Source organism: Aurantibacter sp. UH7, from assembly GCF_056839165.1.
The window spans coordinates 198,560-221,208 of the sequence record NZ_CM166388.1; the positions used below are offsets into that span (position 1 = coordinate 198,560).

The following is a 22,649-nucleotide window of genomic DNA, read 5'->3' on the forward strand; positions in this document are numbered from 1 at the left end:
CTAGTTTTTCTTTTTATTTGCAATCATAGCTGGGGTTGTCACTGTTCTGAAACCCAAATGTTCTAGTGACGAATCAAGACTTGTAGCCATACGAGCAGAAATTCGATAACTAGCACAGTATGAAGCGTTGCATAAAAATGACCCACCTTTCATCACTTTTTCTTTAGCATAGGGGTCACGATCATTAAAAGCACTAGCAGCTCCTTGAGGATTATAAATTTCGCTGCCTTGTTTAGCAACCTCATTATAATAGTTAGTGTTATACCAATCGCTTGTCCACTCCCATACATTACCAGCCATATCATATAAACCGTTATCATTTGGCGGATATGTTTTCACTGGTGATCTAGCTTCAAATCCGTCTGACTTTGTATTCGAAACCGGAAATTCACCTTCCCAAGAATTTGCTTGTTTTGCTAATATCGAAGTATCATCGCCCCAGGTAAATATTCTATCAGGATTATTGCCCCTTGCAGCAAGTTCCCATTCAGCTTCCGTTGGCAGCCTATGTCCTATCCACTCACAATAAGCCATTGCATCTTCATAAGCAATATGAACCACCGGATTATTATCCAATCCTTTTATAGAACTATCTGGTCCATTCGGATGTTTCCAATTTGCACCTATCGTCCAATTCCACCATTGTGAGAAATCATATAAGTTAGCAACTGAACTTTTGGCTTTTTTAAAAGTTAGTGATCCAGGTTGCATAATACTATCATGAGGTTTTGGCGTACCTGCAGGTAATTGTTTTTTCATTTCTTCCCAATCCAGTTCACGCTCAGCCACTGTCAAATAGCCAGTTTCCTTCACAAATTTGGAAAATTGTGCATTAGTTACTTCCGTAACATCGATAAAGAATCCATCTACGGCTACTTTGAAATTTGGACTTTCGTGGCCCATTGCCATTTTATCTTTAGCAACGGCTCCTTGTGAAAAATTTGCTCCAGCTATCCATACCATTCCTTCAGGAACCTTTGTATCTTTTGGAAGTTCCTTAATTGGTTCTACTGGAACTTTTGGCGCTTCTGATATCTTTTTCGTTTCTGTATTTTCAAGTTTTGCTGCTTCAGATTTCTTAACATCTTTGCATTGAAAAGCTAATCCTACTAAAACAATTACTATTATATATTTATAAAGTCGCATTCTTTTTTTATCCTTTTAATTGTGGCAGCAATTTACTTAATACTTTAGAAAATATACTTAAGATTTTCGAATTCATTCGTTCAATAATCCATTGTCTATTAATGGAATTGCAAAACTATCTAATTCGGGTTTATCTCTTTCTTTTAAAAATATTTCTGATGCCTTTTTCAATATTTCTGGATGTTGAGTTGCTACATTACGTTGTTCTAAAGGATCCTCATTTAAATTATATAATTCAATAGTTGGTTTTTCTTTAGATTTTAAGTTTTGGCGAACAACCTTCCAATCTCCCATACGCATAGCAACTTGACCTCCATAACTTGGAAACTCCCAATATAAAAATTCATGCTCGTTCTGTTTTTCTTCGGATAAAAATGTTGGCAATAGGCTTATTCCATCGGTTTCAAAAGAATTTGTATAACCTGCTATATCAGTAAATGTAGCCAGCATATCATAATGCACTGAAATTTTATCACTAATAGATTCTGGTTGAATTTTAGCAGGCCAAGAGGCAATCATAGGCACTCTAATTCCCCCTTCATATAAAAATCCTTTACCCCTACCATATTGTCCTTCAAAAGGTTTTGCACTTTCAAAATAAACGGGATCTGCACCACCTGCATAACTTGGACCATTATCCGAAGTAAAAACAATTAATGTATTATCATAAATACCTTCATCTTTTAGTTGCTGAACCAACTTACCAATATTCTCGTCTAAATAAGAAACCATGGCAGCATAAGCAGCATGTGGATTTCTATGAGGTAAATATCCATTATCTGCAAGATATGGTTCCTCATCTCCAAATTTTTTAATGTAATAATCTACCCAACGTTGTGGAGCTTGCAAGGCTACATGTGGTATTGGTGTTGCCCAGTACATAAAAAATGGTTTAGCTTTATTTGTATCAACAAACTGCGTTATTTCTTTAAACATTAAATCTGGCGTATAATCAGTTAATGTAAAATCCGAATAGTTATTTATGTCATAAGGATCTGCACCCTTTGGCAATACAGAATGTGGCGCAACCGTATCATTTGCTAAATGAACGCGATTTCTATTTTTATACAAATGCAGCGGATAGTATGTATGTGCCTGTCTTTGGCAATTATATCCATAGAAAAAATCAAAACCCATATCGTTCGGCACCGAATGCGTTTGTGGAGCACCTAATCCCCATTTACCTACTATACCAGTTGTATACCCAACTTCTTTTAAACGATCTGCGATTGTTATAGTTGATTCGGGCATTGGACCTTGGCCTTCAAGGGTAGAATCTTTTGCCATAGCAACATAATTCCACACATCGCCGCGTTCTTTCCATTCAGAATTACTTCTAATATAGGCATGTCCTGCATGCTTTCCAGTTAAAAGCATATGCCTGGCTGGGGCACAAACCGGAGCACTTGTATAATGCTGTGTAAAAAGCATTCCCGTTTTAGCAAGTGCATCAATATTTGGTGTTTCTATTTTTTCTTGGCCATACGCACCAATCTCGGCATAACCCAAATCATCAGCCAAAATATAGATGATATTTGGTTTTTGTATTTCAGCTACTACTGGGGTATTTTTTGAACTTTCTTTACAACCTAAAAGAAATGTCCCCGCCAAAAGCAGGGACAAAATTGATTTCGTAATATTCATTTATAAATAAAATTTACATTACAATAGATTTACCTGGCGTAGGTATTATATAGGTGCCATCAGCGTTTGGTGTAACTGGCGCGGGAGACTCCCAAGTTAATGCATCAGGTACTAATTTCAACTCAGATTGCATCGCCTCTTCCCAATTAATTACTTTCCCAGAATATGTTGCCATTCTACCTATAATTGCACTCATAGTACTCTTAGCACCATTTTCTGCATTGGCGATTACCCCACCATTTCTAATGGACTCAAACAATTTTACATGTTCAACTTGATATGGATTTGGATCATCTTTACCACGGTGTTCAAAAATTGTATTACCACTCCAGTCTTTCAATTCCGCTCTATCACCAGCTGTAGAAACGGTTCCTTTAGTTCCTTGAAAAAATTCTGAAACACGACGCATAGTATCTGGCTGATGTCTACATTGACTCGCAATTACAGCACCACTTGGGTATGTATACTCTACAAAGTGATGATCAAAAATTTCTCCTGTATCCTTACCCGTACGAACTTGTCTACCGCCCATACCTTGCGCTGATATTGGGTATTCACCAACAAACCAGTTTGCTACATCTATATTATGTATGTGTTGTTCCAAAATATGGTCACCACATAACCAATTGAAATAGTACCAGTTACGCATTTGATATTCAAGCTCCGATTGACCTGGTTGTCTTTCTCTAACCCATACGCCGGCACTGTTCCAATACACCTGACCAGAAACTATCTTTCCAATCTTATCTTGTTTAAGTTGATCTATGGCTGCTAAATAACTATCTTGATAATGACGTTGTAAACCAACAACAACATTCAATTTATTTTCTTTTGCTTTTTTTGCCGCTGCAAGTACTTTTCTAACCCCAGGAACATCAGTTGCAACTGGTTTTTCCATAAATACATGTTTTCCATTATTCACAGCATATTCGAAATGTTGAGGGCGAAAACCTGGAGGTGTTGCCAATAGTACCACATCTCCTAAATCCATCGCTTTTTGCGCGGCATCAAAACCAACAAATTGATTTTTCTTCGGCACATTAACTTTCTTGCTTTCTCCCATTTCTTTGGTGATATTCGCAAGGCTACTTCGTAAACGATCTTCAAAAGCATCGGCCATTGCCACCAATTCTACATTATCATCTGCAGTTAAAGCTTGTATTGCAGCACCAGTACCCCTACCGCCACAGCCTACAAGAGCAATTTTTAATTTTTTATTATTCGCAGTATTAAAAATAGAGTTAAACTGCATTGAAGGCATTATAACAGCACCTGATAAAAGGGCTGAATTTTTCACAAAAGTTCGTCTTGAATTAGTCCCTTTAGGGCTGTTGGAGTTTTGGTCATTCATCGTATAAGGTTTTCTATGTATTTTAATAAAATCTAGTAAAGAGGCATGAATATACGATAAAATGTAAAGAATGAATAATACTTTAAGGTGATATAACTATTATTCGCAATCAAGCAATACGCTTTTATCAAGATACATTTATATGACTTGCAAACAGACCTTAGGTAGTAGGCTCGCTACCAACCAAAAAGTAGTCTAAAGAAATAATCTGAATAACAATATTGACTTAATACGTAGTCATGCTTCTTTTTATTAGGTTATAAACAAAGCTAGAATTTAAGGTATATATTCTTGAATATTTAATTTACTAAAAAAGTAAAATTTCTACTTGACTTTTCTATTTTTGCAATCCAAATTTGAGCGTTTATAAGAATTAGTACAAAAATAAATTTTCGGGATGTAGCGCAGTCCGGTAGCGCACTCGGCTGGGGGTCGAGTGGTCGCAGGTTCAAATCCTGTCATCCCGACTGAATACGAAAATGAACTGTGAAAGCAGTTCATTTTTTGTTTTCAAAAGCGTCATAAACAAGGTTTATGTTAGCGATTGGAAACAAAAAATGAGAAGGTGTTAACCTTCATTTTACTATTTGCAACGAGGGTTTATTAGGATTCTACAAATCCTTTTCCCCACTCATGTTAGCGATTGGAAACAAAAAATGAGAAGGTGTTAACCTTCATTTTACTATTTGCAAGGAGAGTTCATTAAGATTCTGTAAATCCTTTTCCATACTGATGTTAGCGATTGGAAACAAAAAATGAGAAGGTGTTAACCTTCATTTTACTATTTGCAACGAGGGTATATTAGGATTCTGTAAATCACGATAAAAGATATTGATAACCAGTAAATTTTATTATGGCTAGCCATGTAGACCTAAATACTTTTAATTTGATTAAAAATCCCCTAGATTAGTATAACTAAAAAAAATATGCGTACCAAGGTACGCATAGCCAATTGTTGGCAATAAGCTGAAGAACAAAACTATTTTTTTCAAATGAAATTTAATAAAATCATAGGAGTAATATTTTCAATATTTTCGATAGTTTATTCGACTAATTTTATTGTTAACTCAAAACTGACTTATAAACTTGAAAGTTATTTTGATATTGAATATTTAATGAGCTTCTCGCCAGTTATTATTTCTATAATTCTTTTAATTGCTGGTGTTCTTCTCTTTATAAATCCTGCTAAAGCGAATCTAGCATTGGCTTTATTTGGTCACTCTGTAATTGAAGAAATCCTTTTCAATTGGTTAGGAATATCTAATAATCAACATAATAAATATCTAATGATAATCTTTCTAATATTTGGATTAACTGCAATATATATTGCATATACTGATACTTTTAGCTCTAAAAAATTATCAATAAAAGAAGCCATTATTAGTTTTATCATCGGTACATTATTTGCAATTTATTAAACAATGCCAGTTGGCAACAAACTTGACATTTAAGAGTAACTATTAAAAATATGAAAAAAGTTTCTTGGATAACAGTAGGAATTTTGTCCACACTTATTGGGCTGTATCCAATTATATACTTTTTAATTGACAGAAAATTTGGGCTATTGTCATCAAAGTCAACTGAACTATTAAGTGATAATTTATGGAATATCGGATTTTATGGACATATAATTCTCGGTGGAATTGCTTTATTAATTGGATGGTTACAGTTTAGTCACAAGCTGAGAAGAAAGAATATTAAATTACATAGAACAATTGGAAAAACATATGTAGTTTCTGTTTTAATTAGTGGAATTTGTGGTCTTTTTATTGCATTATACGCAACTGGCGGAATTATTAGTGCACTTGGCTTTTTCTCTTTAGGAGTAATCTGGTTAAGCACAACTATATTAGGTTTCAAAGCAATTAAAAAAGGTAATGTTGAATTACACGAAAAAATTATGGTTTTTAGTTTTGCTGCTTGCTTTGCTGCAGTAACTTTAAGGGTTTGGCTTCCTATACTAACAAGTATAATGGGTGAAATCACTGGTGCATACAGTATAGTTGCTTGGTTATGTTGGGTTCCAAATATCGTTGTTGCATATTTCATTGTAAGAAAAAAAAGCACCAAATCTAGACCTATTTAGAGTTAAGTTTAATAACATAGAATAGCATTTACGATATAGCCAGTTGCGAACACAGTGTATAGTTTATTGCTAGTACTCGCCTACTTACCAAAATCCTCACGGATTTTCTATTCGGTTTGTATTTGCTGAAACGCGCAACGAAATCATACGCAAACACGATGATGTAGCATTATTCATATCATTTTTATTGTTTTTAAAAGTATTCATATGTTCGCTTCACTCGTGACGCCTGCGTCGACCAAAATCCCTTCATCTCGTTTTGCCCCCGCTCCTACTCGCACACTGCGCACGCAGCTGTCGCTAGGTCTTTTGGAAATGCTACATCATCGCAGTCCCGAAGCTTCGGGAGCGGCTTGCTAGCCTAATCTAAAATAAGTGCTTATTTGCCAAGTACGCCGCTACGGCTTTTTTTGCCTTCCTCTCGCTAAGCTAGTCGGAGGCACTAACATATCAAGTCGCTATTCGCTCCCGAAGCTTCGGGACGGTTGTCGTTTTTTTATTCTCAATACCTCAAAATCCACAAGTCACGCCCCGTAAAAAAAACGGGGCTACTTGATAAATGATGAAATCGGGATCCAAATTCATAATTAGTAATTTTCCCGTTACATCGTTGTTGGATTTTACTATATTTCCATAAAAAAACGACGAACTACCCATAGCGCTGCGTTACCCACAAGCTAAAAAACAATTCGTCCATGCTATAAAATGAAGACCAAAATCAAAACATACGATTCGGAGGGATTCAGAAAAGAATACTTCAACGACAATTCGAGACTTGACGAACTGTTTAAGAAAAGCATAATTGATTTCTTTTGTCTACGAATTGAAGACTTAATTTCAGGAGTGCTTAAACCTATTTTGCCTTCAAAAGAAGAAAGTCACACGTTTATTTTTGTAACCGAAGGTTCATACAAAACGAAAATTGGATTTAAGGAATATGAAATAAAGCCAAATCAAGTTTTAACGATTCAAGCAGGTGTAGTTTTTTCTGTTGAACAGATAATCAAAAATGTAAAAGGCTTTACTTGCCACTTTCACCCAAACACACTTATCGGAAAATTTGGCAATCGTTCTCTTATTTCAGATTTTGAGTTTCTTAACGCAGGAAACTACCCAATTATTGACATAAAAGAAAGTTCAAAGTCTGCGATTTTGAATATCTTCAAAAGGTTAGCTACTGAATTTGAAAATGATACTAACCCAAATATTATTCATGCTTATCTGTACACATTGCTATCGGAATTGAAGATACTTGTTGATGAAAGCAATGTAGTAAAACAAGGAGCTTCATATCAGATTACCACTCAATTTAGAACCTTGGTTAACGCCAAGGTAAAAGAAAACCTAAAAGTAGCAGACTTTGCACGTATTATGAACGTAAGTCCAAACCACTTGAATAAATCTGTGAAGTCAATTACCGCAAAATCAGCGTCTAAAATTATTGACGAAATCAAACTCATTGAAATTAAGTATTTATTGTACCAATCAAACCTATCGATAAGTGAGATTTCCTATGAAATGGGTTATTTAGACCCTTCATATTTCACAAGGTTTTTCAAAAAAAGAGAATATGTATCTCCAACGGAATTTCGAGAAATGATTGAAAACTCCTAATCAAAGCATAAAAATTTCTAATTGAAGATGAACTGAATATAGACCTTTGCCTTAACAAATTCATGGCGTATGTATTCAACTGTACTAATTCTTCATTCTATTTTCAGATGGCTTGTTCTACTCTCATTGGTTTATGCCATATTTCGGGCAGGTAGAGGTTATTTTACAAAAGGCAGTTTTTCGTTTTGGGATAACAAAGTTCGTCATTGGACTGCGACCATTGCACACATTCAACTTATTTTGGGCATTCTCGTTTATATGAAAAGTCCTCTTGTTCAATACTACTTTGCCAACTTCAAAACTTCCATTTCTAATCGGTATTTGACCTTTTTTGGGCTTTTCCACTTTGCCTTAATGGTTGTTGCTATTGTGCTTATCACAATTGGTTCTGCAAAAGCAAAACGAAAAGCCACTGATTTGGGAAAATTTAAGACAATCCTTTTGTGGTTTACAATTGCACTTATTATCATATTCATAGCCATTCCTTGGCCATTTTCACCCTTGGCAAATAGACCATATATAAGAATATTTTAGATGAAGACATTTCTAAATTCAAATATCGGAAGATTGCGTTTGTTGGCAATTATAGAAGGAATTTCGCTACTCATTTTAGTCTTTGTTTCAGTTCCTCTAAAACGGTTTTACGGAATTACAACACTATCCTCTATTTTAGGACCAGTTCACGGAATTCTTTTCCTCTTGTTCCTTATGAACACGATAAGTGTAGGAACGGAGCAAAATTGGAAATTCAAACAGAGGACTTGGAAAGTTCTATTAGCTTGTATTATTCCGTTTGGAACATTTTACATTGATAGTAAGATTCTTAAACCCTTGCACAAAAAACTCGGTCAATGAATGTTTATGTTTTTAAGACTTCAATCAACCAGAATGACGTTAGGTTTGTGAACTCTATACTTCGTTCTATTATTCCTCAGAGCAGATGGAATTTTGACTTGGAAGACTGCGACAAAATCTTACGGATTGAGAGCAAAATAGATATTGTTGAAATAGTATGTTTTAACCTTGAAATTGAAGGAATAAACTGCAAAGAGCTCGGATAAAGCCAGTGGGTAACATTGTGTCCTATGAAAAGCCCTAGTCCAATTCTCTAAAGATACATAAAGGTATTTTATATAAATCTCAACACAAAATTTAAAAGGCTACCTCTTAATCATTCAAGAATCACTTTTCCCACCAACTTTTTACGTTTATATGATCACCGCCAATACGAGCAACGGCGGCTTCATAATTTTCTTTGTTTGCAGCTTGTTCAGATTCTGGATACAAATAACGGGAAGGATACTGGTCATTATTTAAATTATCTGGACCAGCAGTTAATGCGGGTATTCCCGTGCGACGAATATTAAACCAAGCCTCATGACCAATCATAAAAAGACTCAACCATTTTTGAGTTAAAATCTTTTCTAAATTTTCATCAGTTGCACCGTCAAGAACGATAGCCGCTCTAGTAAAATAATCAGCCGGCACTTCGATGTTATAATATTCATAATGCGATTGAATTCCGTTCTGATAATACAGTTCTGCATCACCAGTAATATATCCTCGTATAACCGCTTCAGCTAATGCAAATTGGACTTCTGAATAAATCATAATTTGCGCATCTACCCCATCGGCAATAGTCCGAAATCTATCCGACATCAATGAAACATCATTTAGGTTAATGTCATTTAAACTAATAGTCTCTCTACTTTGTCCATTTTGAAGTCCTTTGTATTCAGGGGTTCCAGCACTAACACTTGCGCTAGTGGGTTTGTAAAACACTGCAATTCGAGGATCATCCCATGCTTTAAGAATTGTTTCTACGGTGGTAGTCATTCGTAATTCTTGGTATATTCCTAATGCAGCACTAAAAAGTGGAAACTGGTTGGGAGCAGATGGTAGATAAGGTAATACCGCATTATCTTCATTAGATTGCATTAACAAATCTGAATCTGCAAGTGCCTGTAATTTACTAAAATCTGCAGTTCGTTTGGCTATTCGCAAGCGATATCTAACTTGTAAAGAATTTGCAAATCGGACCCATTTAACAAGGTCGTTATTGAACATGACATCACCACGAATGCTTTCAGATGTGTTTTGTAATTTTGATGCTGCTAACTCCAATTGTGCCAAAATACCAGTTTCTGCAGCTGTATAAATACTTTCTTGTGTATCATAAACAGGAGTGAAATTAAGCGCACCAAACTTCACGGCCTCCGAATATGGAATATCACCCCAGAGATCTGTTAATTGTGAATATAAATAGCTTCGCAGTATTATAGCTACACCATCATAAGCATCATTATAACCATCTAAACTTTTCATTGATTCTAGGTCAGCTAACAGGCCGTATATTAAATTCCAGTAGCCACTATTTCCACCCAATTCATATCTATCAATACGTTCAAATTCAACGCTCGCTACAAATTGCGACATATAATTATTAAGCCTAAGGCCTTGGTTGTATGTGTTTTCATTAAGTTCAGCAACAATAACATTGCTCAATAAAAACTCTGGACTCACCGATTCTGGTGAATTCGGGTTTTCATTAATCGTTTCAAAATCATCAGTACAGCCTATAAAAAAGAGACCTACGATAGTAATTATTAGGAATTGTATATTTTTCATTTTCTTAAAAATTAGTTTTCAGACTAACACCAAAACTGCGTGTTGAAGGATAAGAGAAATCATCTACCCCATAAACAATATTGCGTTCTTGCAGCGCATTTAGTTCCGGATCGAAATGTGGATTTTCTGTAAAGAGTAAAAGGTTATTGCCAGTTAAACCTATTTTAAGGTTCTCTACACCCAACTTTTTGCTTATGGTTTCTGGGAAAGTATAATACAAACTTACTTGCCTTAGTTTTACATAAGATGCATCATAAAGTGCACTTGCTTCATTGCCGCGATCAAAGTAATTGTTGTAAAATTGACCAGCTGGTACCGCTGTTGTATTTGGCGCATATTTCGGATTTTCTGCTGTTCCTACATTAACAACTCCATCACCAATTACTCCATTTTCTCTACCAACAAGGGTTTCATTTAAAACTCCAGATGTACTACCCAAAGCTTTGATTCTTGAAACAATAGTACCCCCTTGTCGCCAGTCGAATAAAATTGTAAGATCAAAATTTTTGTAAGCAAAGTGATTACTGAAACCCATTGAAAAATCTGGATTATAGTTACCTAATAATCGTAAGTTTCCATCTTGTACAGGTAGGCCATTTGTCCCATATAAATCTTTGCCATCTATTTGAACAAAACCAGTGCCATACATATCGCCAACACGACCACCTTCACGTGCAATATAAAAAACAGTATTAGAACCCCCACCACCGCTAAAAACACTTGCAGTTGCCGTAACAAATTGATCTACGCCTTTTGGCAGCTCGGTTACAATACTCCTAAATGAACTAAAGTTAACTGAAGAATTCCATTTGAAATCTGTGAATTTCAATGGTGATGCACTTAACATCAACTCGATACCACGCGTTTGAATTTTACCGCCGTTTTCGTTAAAACTAGAAAATCCACTGGAATTAGAAATAGGTCTTGAAATGATTTGATCTTTACTTACATTCTGATATATCGATGCATCAAATTGAATTCGACCGTCTACAAACCATGCTTCTAATCCGCCTTCATAAGCATCTAGTCGTTCAGGTCTTAAGTTTGTATTTTTGAGCACCGTTTCATTAGTCACTCTAAAATTTGAACCGTAGTTTCCATTAAACTGAAAAGTTTGTGTGTTCTGAAAAGGATCGGTATCATTACCAACTGAGGCCGCACTTAACCTCAGTTTTAAATAAGAAATAGCATCCGGTAATTCAAAACTATTTGAAGCGACATAGGCAAGGCCAGCAGAATAATAACCAAACGAATTATTGTCTTCTGGTAATGTGCTACTCCAATCATTGCGATACGTAACATCAACATAAAATTCATTTTCATAACTAAAATTAGCTGTGCCATAAATACTATTTATTCTTTTGTTGAAGTTTTCACTATTTCCTATTAAAGGCGAACGAGAATTGGCCAAAGTATAAATTTCTGGCAAAGCTAATTGTGAAGCTTCTGAATACGAATAGTGAATTTTTTGATTGAAGCGATTGGCACCTGCAGAAATATTATATTTCCAACTATCAGTTAAGTTATTTTTATACGAAAGCAGAAAATCAGTATTCATTTCTGTAAATCGAATATTATCTTCTCTAAAAGATCCGAAAGGATTTTGATTGGTGCTTACCGCTCGCCTAAACGCTCTATCTTCATTATAGCGGTCTAATCCGGTTCTTACTTTTAGACTAAGGTTTTCAGAAAAATCATATGTCGCAGAAACATTTCCTAGAATTCTATTTTTCTCAAAACTATTCGTGTTTTCAAAAAGCGTGAGATACGGATTAGATAGCCATAAATAATTTACATCATAATGTTGCCTACCATCTTGTCCTGCCTGCCAGTAATTTTTTAATGATTCAATATTGGTCTGACGCCCTGTCCAATTAAAACCGTAAAGCACATTTTCGTATCCGTAACCTAAATTAGGTCGGTTACCACTTCTAGTATTTATATAATTGATGAAGGTATTTACGCGTAACTTTTCATTTAAATTTTGATCAAGGCTAAGCGCAATTCCATCGCGTTTTAAACCAGTATTTGGCAAAATACCTTCATTTCTTAAATTACTATACGATATTCGGCTACTACCAGAATCGCCAGTATTGCTTATCGCAATATTGTTTTGGTAAGTTATACCGGTATTAAAAAAGTCGCTGACATTATCTGGTTGTGCTACCCATGGTGTTGCTGTGATTGGAGTAAATGAACCATCAGGAAAAGTCCGTGAAATAACATCGCCACCTCTTACTGAGTTTCCATTTATATCTACTGATGGACTATCAAACTGGGGTATTACCAAACCTGCATCAAGTCGAGGCCCATAACTACTAATACCACCATCATTTATTCCTGCCCCTATCCCATTTTGAAAAGCATATTCTCCATTAGACCCGCCTCCGTAAACATTTTGATAATCAGGAAGCGTAAGTAATGTTTCTACAGTGAAATTACTATTAATACTAACTCCGAAACCTTTAGCACGATTACCACGTTTGGTTGTGATTACCACTACTCCATTCGCAGCTCTTGCTCCATAAAGCGCTGCTGAACCAGCACCTTTTAAAATAGAAATAGATGCAACATCATCTGGGCTAAACTCAGAACTTCCGTTACCAAAATCGACTTCTTGTAGCGCTCCATTATTTACTAAATCACTGGTGATTTGCTCATTACTAATAGGCACACCGTCCACAACAAAGAGGGGTTGATTATTACCACTTAAAGAATTTTCACCTCTAATTATTATGCGGGAAGAAGAACCCACACCACTAGAACCATTCGTTATTTGTACACCAGCAACTTGGCCCGCTAAAGAATTCACCAAATTGACTTGAGAAACGTTTGTTAATTGTGCAGGTTTAACTGTTGATACAGCTGCCACTAGTGATTGTTTTTCCCTTGCTATTCCTAAAGCTGTTACTACAACCTCATTCAATTGCTCTTCAGAAGACTTCATAAGTAATTCTAATGGTAATTGTCCATCGGCTATCTGTACATTCAAAATTTCATACCCAATTGAGGAAATTTGAAGTGTGAAATTCAACGAATTGGTTTCAATTTTAAAATATCCGTTTTCATCGGAAGTGGTATAATTTTGAGTACCTAATTCGCTAACAGCGGCATACGGTATTGGTTCTCCATTTTGGGTTATTAACGTAGAACTATAGCTGTTATCTTGGGAAAATATTGCAGCTACAAATAGCTGAAATACAGCGATTAGCATTAATTTCATAATATGTTTTGTTTAATTATATAAATACCAAAAGATTGGATTTGTCAATCCTTTAGGTTAGCGGAAATCGCTACGTTCTATAATTAAACTGTTGGTGGAGCGCGAAGGCCAACAAATGTGAATTTTACAGAAGAGGGCGTAAAATTTAAAAAACTATTAATAGTTCTTTTTAAGGAAATAATAATTGCCTTGTAAAATCGACTTATGATGGTCGATGGGTTAAATTTAGAATACTGCTGTACATCATCTGCGGTATCTAAATCAGCAAACGTCTGTAGTGTATCAAAACTAATGTTCTGAGTATTAGCATATCTTAAAAGACTACTTAATAGTTTAGAAGTTTGCCAAGGTAGTTTTTGTAATTGATACTTATCGAAAACGGTTTTGTTTAAGCCCAAAAGGTAAACACCACCATCTTTAGAAGGACCAACTACTAATTTATTTTTTTCAAGTTTTCGAATAGCATCGTGGAGCAATTCAACTGAAAGTTCTGGACAGTCATTTCCAATGGAAACAACATTTTTATACCCTGCATCAAAAACATTTTGAAAAGCGTTGCTAAACCTTGTAGAAAAATCGGCACCTTTTTGTTGATGTTCATCTACCCAAAAAACATCAACACCACTTTGAGTTGCAAGTTTTTTAGTCTGTTCAATTAGAACATTAAAAAAAGCTGAATTCTCTTTTTTATAGGGCTTGCCAAAAACTGTTTTCCTACGAATTTCCTGTTCCGCAGAAAGGGAAAAAACGAGTAATGCAGTATCCTTTTGGTTAGTCTTCATGAATTTTAATGGGCCCTAAAATTTTTCAAAAGTACAATCTAATCGCGAACTTTAAATTAGTACGCACTATGAAATAAAAACTTACGCATAAATTTAAAAAAGGTTTGAAAGCATATAATTGTGGACTGAAATATTCCTTTCAACTAATAAAACTACCTAAACTTTGATTTCTAGTTCGTTTAGAACAACCTAGAAAAGGCGAGCTATTTTTCTAGATCGGGGTGTGAAATACTGACGATTCCTCAGCTTTTTTGCTGAATATTAACTATTCCTATTTTAGAGTGTTAATAATTATTAAATTATTAAAATACACGCTTATAATTACAGTATCTTTAATCTATAGTTTAACATCAATATCATTTTAGTTATGAAAAAAGCAATATTAATCATGATGGCAATGTGTTTTAGCGTTGTAAACATGTTAGCTTCTACTCCTGAGGCCATAGAACCAAAACCGGTAAAAGCTATAGTAACACAAATTTATAATATGTTGGGCGCAACTGTGATTCCAGCGGAAATTAGAGGCTCTAAAGCAGAAGTAAGAGTAGCTGTAGATCGTGGAAATTTTCTACGTATACTTTCAATCGAAACTGAAAATGAAGCTTTAAAAAAGTTTATTAAGTCTAATATAGACTTTCAAAAACTTACGAATGGAACTTACGAAAAAGGAATTGTTTATCGTATTCCACTAGAAGTGAGAAAATAATAGTACTATAATATTTCGATTAGCGCAAAAGATTCTAAACTATGTTTAGAATCTTTTTTTGTTATAAGCAATCAGCAAGTTAATTTACATGTTTAGAGCTCCAATCAAAAGCTTCAATAATTTCGCTGTACACAACTTTTCCATTAATAATATTTAAACCTTTCTTCAGAGATTCATCTTTATCTGTAGCCCTTTTCCAACCTAAGTTTGCCAATCTTATCGTATAAGGTAAAGTAACATTCGTTAATGCAACTGTTGATGTATGTGGCACAGCACCTGGCATATTTGCTACAGAATAATGCAATACATCATCAATTATATAAATTGGATCCTCATGTGTAGTTGGTCGAGTTGTTTCTACACATCCGCCCTGATCCACAGCAACATCGACAATTACAGTTCCCGGTTTCATTAATTTCAACATTTGCCGGGTTATTAAATTCGGTGCTTTCGCTCCTTTTATCAAAACACCACCAATTATTAAATCGTGGGTTTTTATATGTTTTCTAATATTAAACTCGCTAGAAAATTCGGTTATCACATGCGGTGGCATAACATCATTTACATATCGTAACCGTTTCATATTAATATCTAAAATAGTAACATGAGCACCTAAACCAGCTGCCATCTTTGCTGCTTGAATACCTACAACTCCGGCTCCAAGAACAAGTACTTTACCTGGAGCTACACCTGGCACACCACCCAATAACACTCCTCTACCTTTAGCTGGCCTTTCTAAATATTTTGCTCCTTGTTGAATAGCCATTCTACCAGCTACCTCAGACATTGGAGTTAAAAGTGGCAAGGTTCCATCACTATCTTCAACCGTTTCGTAAGCAATACAAATTGCATTACTAGCTATCATTGCCTTCGTTAAAGCTTCACTTGAGGCAAAATGAAAATAAGCGAATATAATTTGATTAGGCTGTATTAAACCATATTCCGCTTCTATGGGCTCCTTAACTTTTACAATCATCTCACAGATAGCGTATACCTGTCCAATTTTATCCAATATATGAGCACCTACTTCTTTATAATCATCGTCTACAAATCCGCTACTTTCTCCTGCATTAGATTGCACATAAACTTTATGTTTATTCTTAACCAGCTCAAACACGCCCGCAGGGGTCATCCCTACTCTACTTTCATTATTTTTAATTTCTTTAGGTATACCAATTATCATTTAATCTTGAATTAAATTAATATGAATTAACAGTATTTACTTGTTCGACTCACATGTACTATTCTAAAATATTTTTAGAGAATTTATTGCTCGTCTGATAATTGTGAATTGGTATTTAAACCAGCATAATGATTATAATTTAAAGATTCTTTGGCTTCTTTTAATCCCTTTATTCTTTTTAACAAATAAGGTATAAATGACAATAAAATAAAGCTCATACCAACAATTAATAAAACATAGGGGTTTATAATAAATTCGCTGAAAGAGAAAATGGCCATAATTAATACGGTAGAAAATGGTAAAGAACAAGCCAAGACATTAACGCCGAAATCTACATCAAAACTAGGTTCAGCTTGCTCATCTTTTTCTTCCATTGCTGTAACTGCACTCATATGTGCAAATGGCCAAAAACTACATGCACTTTGTGGAAAAACGATTAATAGTAAAATCATTGAAGCACCTAATGCTGGAAATATAAAAACAAAAATAGTAGACAATAGAAAAGTAATTCCTGCGCGTCTAACTAAAAGTGATAAAATCATACCAAATTCCTTCGACTTAATTCGAACAGCCATTCCTATAAATAATAAAACTAGCGGTGTCATAATTAAACTCATCTTGGTAATTGTGTTTTCCAAAAATCCTGGAAATGAGCTAAGTGTTAGTCCAAATCCTAATAAGATTAATGCTATAATTATCACCAAATTAATTGGTTCATTGAGCATAGAAATAAGCAAGTTTTTTATTTTACCAGACATCGTAACTTTTACCTTATGTATTGATCTCGCATGATACCATTGCATAGCCAACATGTATAATAATATAAGAACGAATATTTTATTACCTACATCGGCTAGGGCAGCTAAGGCTAAATATTCATCACTTAAATAAACAATAATAAAAGGGAAACATGAAAGACCCGGAGCTAATGATGGAAGTAACATCATTAGCGTTCTTTTTTTGGATTCTTCATTGGCTGGCAATGTAGAATTCAAAATATATTTTGTTGCAAATGCCATAATAAAATTAAAGGCAAGTGCCAAGATTGGAAAAATTAATAGTGAACTTTTAAGCTCTATTTTTAAAAGTGCTACAAAGATTGTTGCTGGCAATGCAACACTGAGTATTAAAGTTTTTAATCCTTTTAAATCTTGTTTAGCAACTTTTTTTTGCAATAAAAGTCCTAAACCAATTATCAATGCTAATTCTAGGGTTTTTTGAAGTGCAAAATTCATTTGATTATTACTTTGAGGGATTAATATTCAGTTATTATAAAAAGATTTAACCCTAACCGAGTTGGGTGTTTTGCGAACCTAATGACTTAAACACACCCAACTCTAGGGTCAACAATTAAACTAAAACCTTTTCTAAGGCAGCGGTAAATAACTTCATCTCATCCATTGTACCCATACTAACACGACACCAATTTTTACCCATAATATCGAAAGCACGAACTCCAACTTTTTGTGCTGTCATTTTTTCTAAAAATGCTTTGCCTTCCATTTCTATTGGGAATATTATAAAACTTGTAGAAGATGGAATATATTCAAAGCCCATCTTGTCTAAACTTTCATAAACATATTCGCGACATGCTTTATTAAGCGTTCTGGATTTGTTTTGGAATTCAACATCATCCATACTTGCTATAGCAGCATATATTGATGGAAAAGAAATTCCCATACCACCTCTAGTTATTTTCGAAATAATACCTAATGTTTCTGGCTTAGCAACAACATAACCAACTCTTAGGCCAGCCATACCATGAATTTTAGAAAAAGTGCGAGCGATGATAATATTCTTTCCTTCCTTCACTAAAGACACCATACTTTTTTTATCTGCATCTTCTAAGAAACCCAAATAAGCTTCATCAACAAAAATTGGAACTTTCTCAGACACTCTAGAACAAAAATCCAATAGCTCAGCATGATCCGTCATACTTCCTGTTGGGTTATTAGGATTACAGATATAAACCAACTTTGTTTCAGAATCGATAGCGGCTTCCATTGCTGCTAAATCGTGTGACCAATCTTTTTTTAATGGAATAGGCTTCCATGTGGCACCCGATGCTTCAGCAACTTTTATTAAAGACATATATGCTGGATCAGCAGAAACAATATTCCCTCCTTTTTGAAAGAATACCATTGCGGTTTTCTCTAATAAATCTGAAGACCCAGGCCCCATCATTATATTTTCTTTTGTGATGCCTTCACCTTCACTCAATGCTACTTTATCCATGAGATCAAAAAGCTCTCTCCATGCATATCTATTACCTTTTACACCATTCTTAGCAATCGCTTCAATCGCCATTGTTGAAGGACCATAAGGATTTTCATTTGCGTTTAGTTTTGCCAAAAGTTCTACAGGCTTGTCTATCTCATATGGTAAATACTCTTTAAAAAACGGAGTGTAAGGCACATTACCTTGAGCATCTATAGTAATTGTCTGATTAGGATTTGAGCCGAAACTTAGATACGGTGCCGCAACAACGCTTGCAGCTGTTAGTGTACCTCTTTTAAGCCAGTCTCTTCTGTTTAAAGTTTTCATAATATTCTGTTTTTAAGTTTAAGTTTTAATTAGATTCAATAGGTTCTGCATTAATACCAATATTACCTGCAGCAACTATACTATCATCAGCACTCAAATAAATATTTACATGAGCATCTATTTCCATAATAGAGTCATAATAAGAGGTATCTGTAATGATATAAAATTTACTTTCTGTAAATTCTCCTGATGCCCCATCAATATTATCTAAGGTCATAGATGTAGTAGCTTCCATACCAGTAGCACCTTCCAAAACGAGTGCAGGGTATGATAAAGTCTCATCGGTATTATAAAGTGATATCTGTACCAAAGTTTGATCAAGAGTAGTTTTATAAAACACAACTCTACCGTAGATATTTGTATCACCAGGGTCTTCCGAATCTATTGTGTAAGCAATAAATTCACTTAAAGTACCACCACCTTCGGCGGTAGTTAATATTGGGTCTAATCTTTCCTGTTCGCAGGATAATAATCCTATTACTACTACAAAGAGGACTATAAAGTTTTTATAATTTTTCATAATTGTATTTTTGTAATTAGGATTCATTAAAGTGTAAATGTTAATCTTCCGAAATAGTAAGAACCAGTTGAACCTTGTTGGTAGTTAGAATACAGATTAAATGTTCTTAATTCGTACCGAATAATTTCTGGATATTCGTTGAAGATATTATTACCACCAACTGTTAAACTAAGTTTATCAGACACTTTATAGGTTACCCCAATATCCATAGTAAATTCTGGAGTAAAGAATTGATCAGCATAACCAGTGGTACCATCTAATAAAGTTCTTTCTCTACTATCACGAGTTTGCACAGAACCAAAACGAGTTCCTCTCAACATAGTTGAAAATTTACCTTTTGCGTAGTTTAACGTCCCTATTATTTTACTACTAGGGGTGCCAGTTTCAAACTGACCAATAAGACCTCTACTAACATAGTTGTCTGCTAATTGTTCGTCAGATAAATCAGTATTTAAATCAGGTAGGTTAACTCCTTCGAATTTGTTTTCTCTGAAAGTACCGGCTAAAATTGCTCCAAAAGTACCATCACCTAATTGCGTTTTGTAGTTTAAAACGGCTTCGATACCTTTCGTACTTATATCACCTCCGTTAATTCTAAAACTAGCTAAACCACTACCGATAATTGGAGCTAAAGAAGGTGTTGTACCAGCATTAAATTCTCCAGTTTCAAATATTCTATCAAAGATGTCAATCTTATAAGCATCCAGTGTAAAGTCAAGTTTGCCAATTTTAGTAGTAAAACCAATACTGAGGTTTCTTGATCTTTCTTCTTGTAATTGACCTATGCCGATAGCACTAGCTGCTGAACTACTGTTTTGATAAAGCGTACCATCAAAAGGAACTAAATCAACAAAAAATGTATAACTATGAGAATAGTTAAGTTCTTGTAAGGAAGGAGCTCTAAAGCCACTACTAAATGAACCTCTAATTGCAAAATTATCACCTATCGAATATCTACCTGCAACCTTACCAGTTACCACGTTACCAAAATCTGAATAGTTTTCTAAACGTAATGCTCCTGATATTAAGAAGTCTTCTGTTACGTCTAATTCTAAATCGGCATAAGCACCCATTACAGAACGCCATGTATTACTTTCATTCTCTGGTGCAAAACCTCTAAAACATTGGCAGTTTAAAGCATAATTTTTAACCAACTCTTGGCTAGCTCCTGCATAAGGTAAAACAACTGGATTCCCAGCGTCATCTACAATAGGATTCGCATTTAAATCTTCTAAAGGAAAACCATCCGGACCTATTAACGCTTGATTATCTACTGTTGCAGTAATTACACCGGCATCACCAGCGGTCCAACTTTCTTCTTGACCAGCTACTATACTATAATTTTCTACACGTAGTTCACCTCCAAAGGCAACATTAAGACCCGATAAAATATCTTCATAATAGTTGTTAAAATCAAGGTTTACAGTATTTTGAAGAAAACTGTGTGTACCCAAATTCATTTCTGTTGGTGATCCAGTACCTATACTAGCATTCCATGTATTAAACATTCCGTACTTCGCTGAGTTTGCTCCAAAACTATTACTCAAATCAAAATCAAAATCACCCAATTCACCTGTTATGCCCATAGCAAGAGCGGTATTAAATTGATCTGTATAAATTTGAGGACGAAATCCATTTGGATAAAGATCATAACTTGTACGATCAGCTTGTGCTGCTCTTCTATAAAAACAACTATAGGCATCAGAATATTGATAACCAAAATCACCAAATGCATAAAAATCTGATGTTTCACTTAAAGGTGTTTCCAAATTAAAACCAAAACCCATTAATGTTTTAGCTGGCAATCCAGAATATGTAGAAACATCTACCTGTTCTATATTACGAGCTGCCATTAAACCTTCAACCGTTGTTAAAGAACCTATTAAACCAGCATCTCCACTAGCCTGTGCTGCAACAAGTTCTGGATTAGTTATAATGGGCAAACCGTTTACTGTTGTGGTCTCATTATTTAAGTATTGACTACTATATAAAGGAGCTCTGTCAACTTCTAGAACAGTAGGTCTTATCGTTCTTTTCGATTGTGCTACAATAGCAGATGCATTAAAATATCCACCATTTTCAAAAGCGATGCCGTAATTCCCATCAAATTGAAAATTATGACCATCCCAATCTCCTGAAGATCTGTTTAGTGCTTTTTCTGCATCTGTTAAATCAGAATCACCAAAATCAGGTGAAGCATTAGGATAAGCACCGGCAGTTAAAGTACCTGTAAATTCACCAGTACCTTTCTTTAAAACTACGTTTACAACACCTGCAATAGCGTCGGATCCATATTGAGCAGAGGCTCCATCTCGAAGAATTTCAATTCTATCAATTCCGATTGATGGCATAAATTTCATATCCACTGCATTTGACGGCGTACCCGTTTGCGAACCCGCTAATATTGCCGAAGTATGTCTTCTTTTACCATTTACTAATACAAGCATTTGATTTGGCGCTAACCCACGTAGACTTGGCGGACTTACGAAAGATGATAAATCACCCCCGCCGCTAGTAAAAGCCGTAAAAGAAGGTGCTGATGCCGCTAACATTTGCGACAAATCTTGTTGTGGCATGTTAATTGCCTCTTCTTTAATGTTAATTACATCTACTGGTACAGGTGTATTCAACTTAGTTCTCGAAGCACCACGTGAACCTATAACTATAGTCTCGGTTAGCATTTCTGCTGCTTCTTCAAGTGCTATATCTATTGAAGTTCTACTATTAATGGTTACTTCTAAATCGGCATAACCTAAATAAGAAAAAATTAAGACACCATCGGCTGGCACCTCTATGGTATAATTACCATCAAAATCTGAAACCGCACCTTTATTGGTGCCTTTTATTAATAAATTGACTCCGGGTAGTATTTCACCACTTAAGTCGGTTGTTTTACCTGTTACTTCAATTTCTTGCGCTCGCAAGAGGCCTAGGGAACTAAATAATACTAGGATAAATAGGAGAGAATTCTTCATCAGAACTAGTTTATGTTAAACTAAATAATACTCCATGCGCATAAGTTGAGAACGCTACCAAATAGAACTTGGATGATGGTTCGTCGCACATGAAAAAGAAAAGCTCCGGAGACTTAACTATTCAAAAAAAACAATTTTATGTTGTTAGTTATTTCTGCAATGTTAGGGATTCAATTAGAAAAACGAAAATTAGCACACCCCGCAAACCCCCGTATTTATTGGCGTTAATAGACTGTTAATTCACATA

General features: G+C 35.0%; 17 protein-coding genes and 1 tRNA gene. 7 read left to right on the top strand and 11 right to left on the bottom strand.

All coding sequences use genetic code 11. The features are described from left to right. The 3 genes from UH7x_RS00935 to UH7x_RS00945 all read right to left on the bottom strand — a co-directional run bounded on the left by UH7x_RS00935 (nucleotide 1) and on the right by UH7x_RS00945 (nucleotide 4,141). Nucleotides 1-1,146, bottom strand: a complete 1,146-nt coding sequence (locus tag UH7x_RS00935; RefSeq protein ID WP_482361849.1) for a formylglycine-generating enzyme family protein — start codon at nucleotides 1,144-1,146, stop codon at nucleotides 1-3. Between the two features lie 72 nt (nucleotides 1,147-1,218). Then, entirely contained in the window at nucleotides 1,219-2,790 is a 1,572-nt protein-coding gene (locus UH7x_RS00940; protein ID WP_482361850.1) for an arylsulfatase, read from the bottom strand. A 13-nt stretch (nucleotides 2,791-2,803) separates the two neighbouring features. Further along, complete coding sequence (locus UH7x_RS00945) at nucleotides 2,804-4,141, bottom strand: Gfo/Idh/MocA family protein (RefSeq protein ID WP_482361851.1); 1,338 nt, start codon at nucleotides 4,139-4,141, stop codon at nucleotides 2,804-2,806. Between the two features lie 393 nt (nucleotides 4,142-4,534). On the opposite strand from UH7x_RS00945, the gene UH7x_RS00950 reads away from it, so the two are divergent. From UH7x_RS00950 to UH7x_RS00975, 6 genes are all read left to right on the top strand, one after another. Continuing rightward, nucleotides 4,535-4,608, top strand: a tRNA-Pro gene (locus tag UH7x_RS00950). Between the two features lie 525 nt (nucleotides 4,609-5,133). Next, on the top strand, nucleotides 5,134-5,559 hold the full coding sequence (locus UH7x_RS00955) for a hypothetical protein (RefSeq protein ID WP_482361852.1): 426 nt from the start codon (nucleotides 5,134-5,136) through the stop codon (nucleotides 5,557-5,559). 50 nt (nucleotides 5,560-5,609) lie between these two features. Further along, nucleotides 5,610-6,227, top strand: coding sequence for a DUF2306 domain-containing protein (locus tag UH7x_RS00960; protein ID WP_482361853.1), 618 nt, complete (start codon nucleotides 5,610-5,612; stop codon nucleotides 6,225-6,227). A gap of 705 nt (nucleotides 6,228-6,932) precedes the next feature. Then, complete coding sequence (locus UH7x_RS00965; RefSeq protein ID WP_482361854.1) at nucleotides 6,933-7,841, top strand: helix-turn-helix domain-containing protein; 909 nt, start codon at nucleotides 6,933-6,935, stop codon at nucleotides 7,839-7,841. A 69-nt stretch (nucleotides 7,842-7,910) separates the two neighbouring features. Further along, nucleotides 7,911-8,375 (top strand): hypothetical protein, encoded by a 465-nt coding sequence (locus tag UH7x_RS00970; RefSeq protein ID WP_482361855.1) that lies wholly within the window; start codon nucleotides 7,911-7,913, stop codon nucleotides 8,373-8,375. Continuing rightward, nucleotides 8,376-8,696, top strand: coding sequence for a DUF3817 domain-containing protein (locus UH7x_RS00975; RefSeq protein WP_482361856.1), 321 nt, complete (start codon nucleotides 8,376-8,378; stop codon nucleotides 8,694-8,696). Nucleotides 8,697-9,023: 327 nt separating this feature from the next. Here UH7x_RS00975 and UH7x_RS00980 read toward each other — a convergent pair whose 3' ends face one another. The 3 genes from UH7x_RS00980 to UH7x_RS00990 form a co-directional block, all read right to left on the bottom strand. Next, nucleotides 9,024-10,469, bottom strand: a complete 1,446-nt coding sequence (locus UH7x_RS00980) for a SusD/RagB family nutrient-binding outer membrane lipoprotein (RefSeq protein ID WP_482361857.1) — start codon at nucleotides 10,467-10,469, stop codon at nucleotides 9,024-9,026. 4 nt (nucleotides 10,470-10,473) lie between these two features. Further along, nucleotides 10,474-13,692, bottom strand: coding sequence for a SusC/RagA family TonB-linked outer membrane protein (locus UH7x_RS00985; protein WP_482361858.1), 3,219 nt, complete (start codon nucleotides 13,690-13,692; stop codon nucleotides 10,474-10,476). Between the two features lie 83 nt (nucleotides 13,693-13,775). Further along, complete coding sequence (locus UH7x_RS00990) at nucleotides 13,776-14,474, bottom strand: TIGR04282 family arsenosugar biosynthesis glycosyltransferase (protein ID WP_482361859.1); 699 nt, start codon at nucleotides 14,472-14,474, stop codon at nucleotides 13,776-13,778. Between the two features lie 367 nt (nucleotides 14,475-14,841). Between UH7x_RS00990 and UH7x_RS00995 the strand changes: the two genes are divergently transcribed. Next, a complete protein-coding gene (locus tag UH7x_RS00995) occupies nucleotides 14,842-15,180 on the top strand; it encodes a hypothetical protein (protein WP_482361860.1) in 339 nt (112 codons plus the stop codon). 79 nt (nucleotides 15,181-15,259) lie between these two features. On the opposite strand, the gene ald is transcribed toward UH7x_RS00995, so the two are convergent. From ald to UH7x_RS01020, 5 genes are all read right to left on the bottom strand, one after another. Then, nucleotides 15,260-16,363, bottom strand: a complete 1,104-nt coding sequence (gene ald / locus UH7x_RS01000) for an alanine dehydrogenase (protein ID WP_482361861.1) — start codon at nucleotides 16,361-16,363, stop codon at nucleotides 15,260-15,262. Nucleotides 16,364-16,446: 83 nt separating this feature from the next. Further along, entirely contained in the window at nucleotides 16,447-17,598 is a 1,152-nt protein-coding gene (locus UH7x_RS01005) for an AEC family transporter (RefSeq protein WP_482361862.1), read from the bottom strand. 115 nt (nucleotides 17,599-17,713) lie between these two features. Further along, nucleotides 17,714-18,907: a pyridoxal phosphate-dependent aminotransferase gene (locus UH7x_RS01010; RefSeq protein WP_482361863.1), complete on the bottom strand. Its 1,194-nt coding sequence runs from the start codon at nucleotides 18,905-18,907 to the stop codon at nucleotides 17,714-17,716. A gap of 25 nt (nucleotides 18,908-18,932) precedes the next feature. After that, complete coding sequence (locus UH7x_RS01015) at nucleotides 18,933-19,427, bottom strand: hypothetical protein (RefSeq protein ID WP_482361864.1); 495 nt, start codon at nucleotides 19,425-19,427, stop codon at nucleotides 18,933-18,935. Between the two features lie 26 nt (nucleotides 19,428-19,453). Next, nucleotides 19,454-22,402: a TonB-dependent receptor gene (locus UH7x_RS01020; RefSeq protein WP_482361865.1), complete on the bottom strand. Its 2,949-nt coding sequence runs from the start codon at nucleotides 22,400-22,402 to the stop codon at nucleotides 19,454-19,456. Nucleotides 22,403-22,649 lie beyond the last annotated feature (247 nt).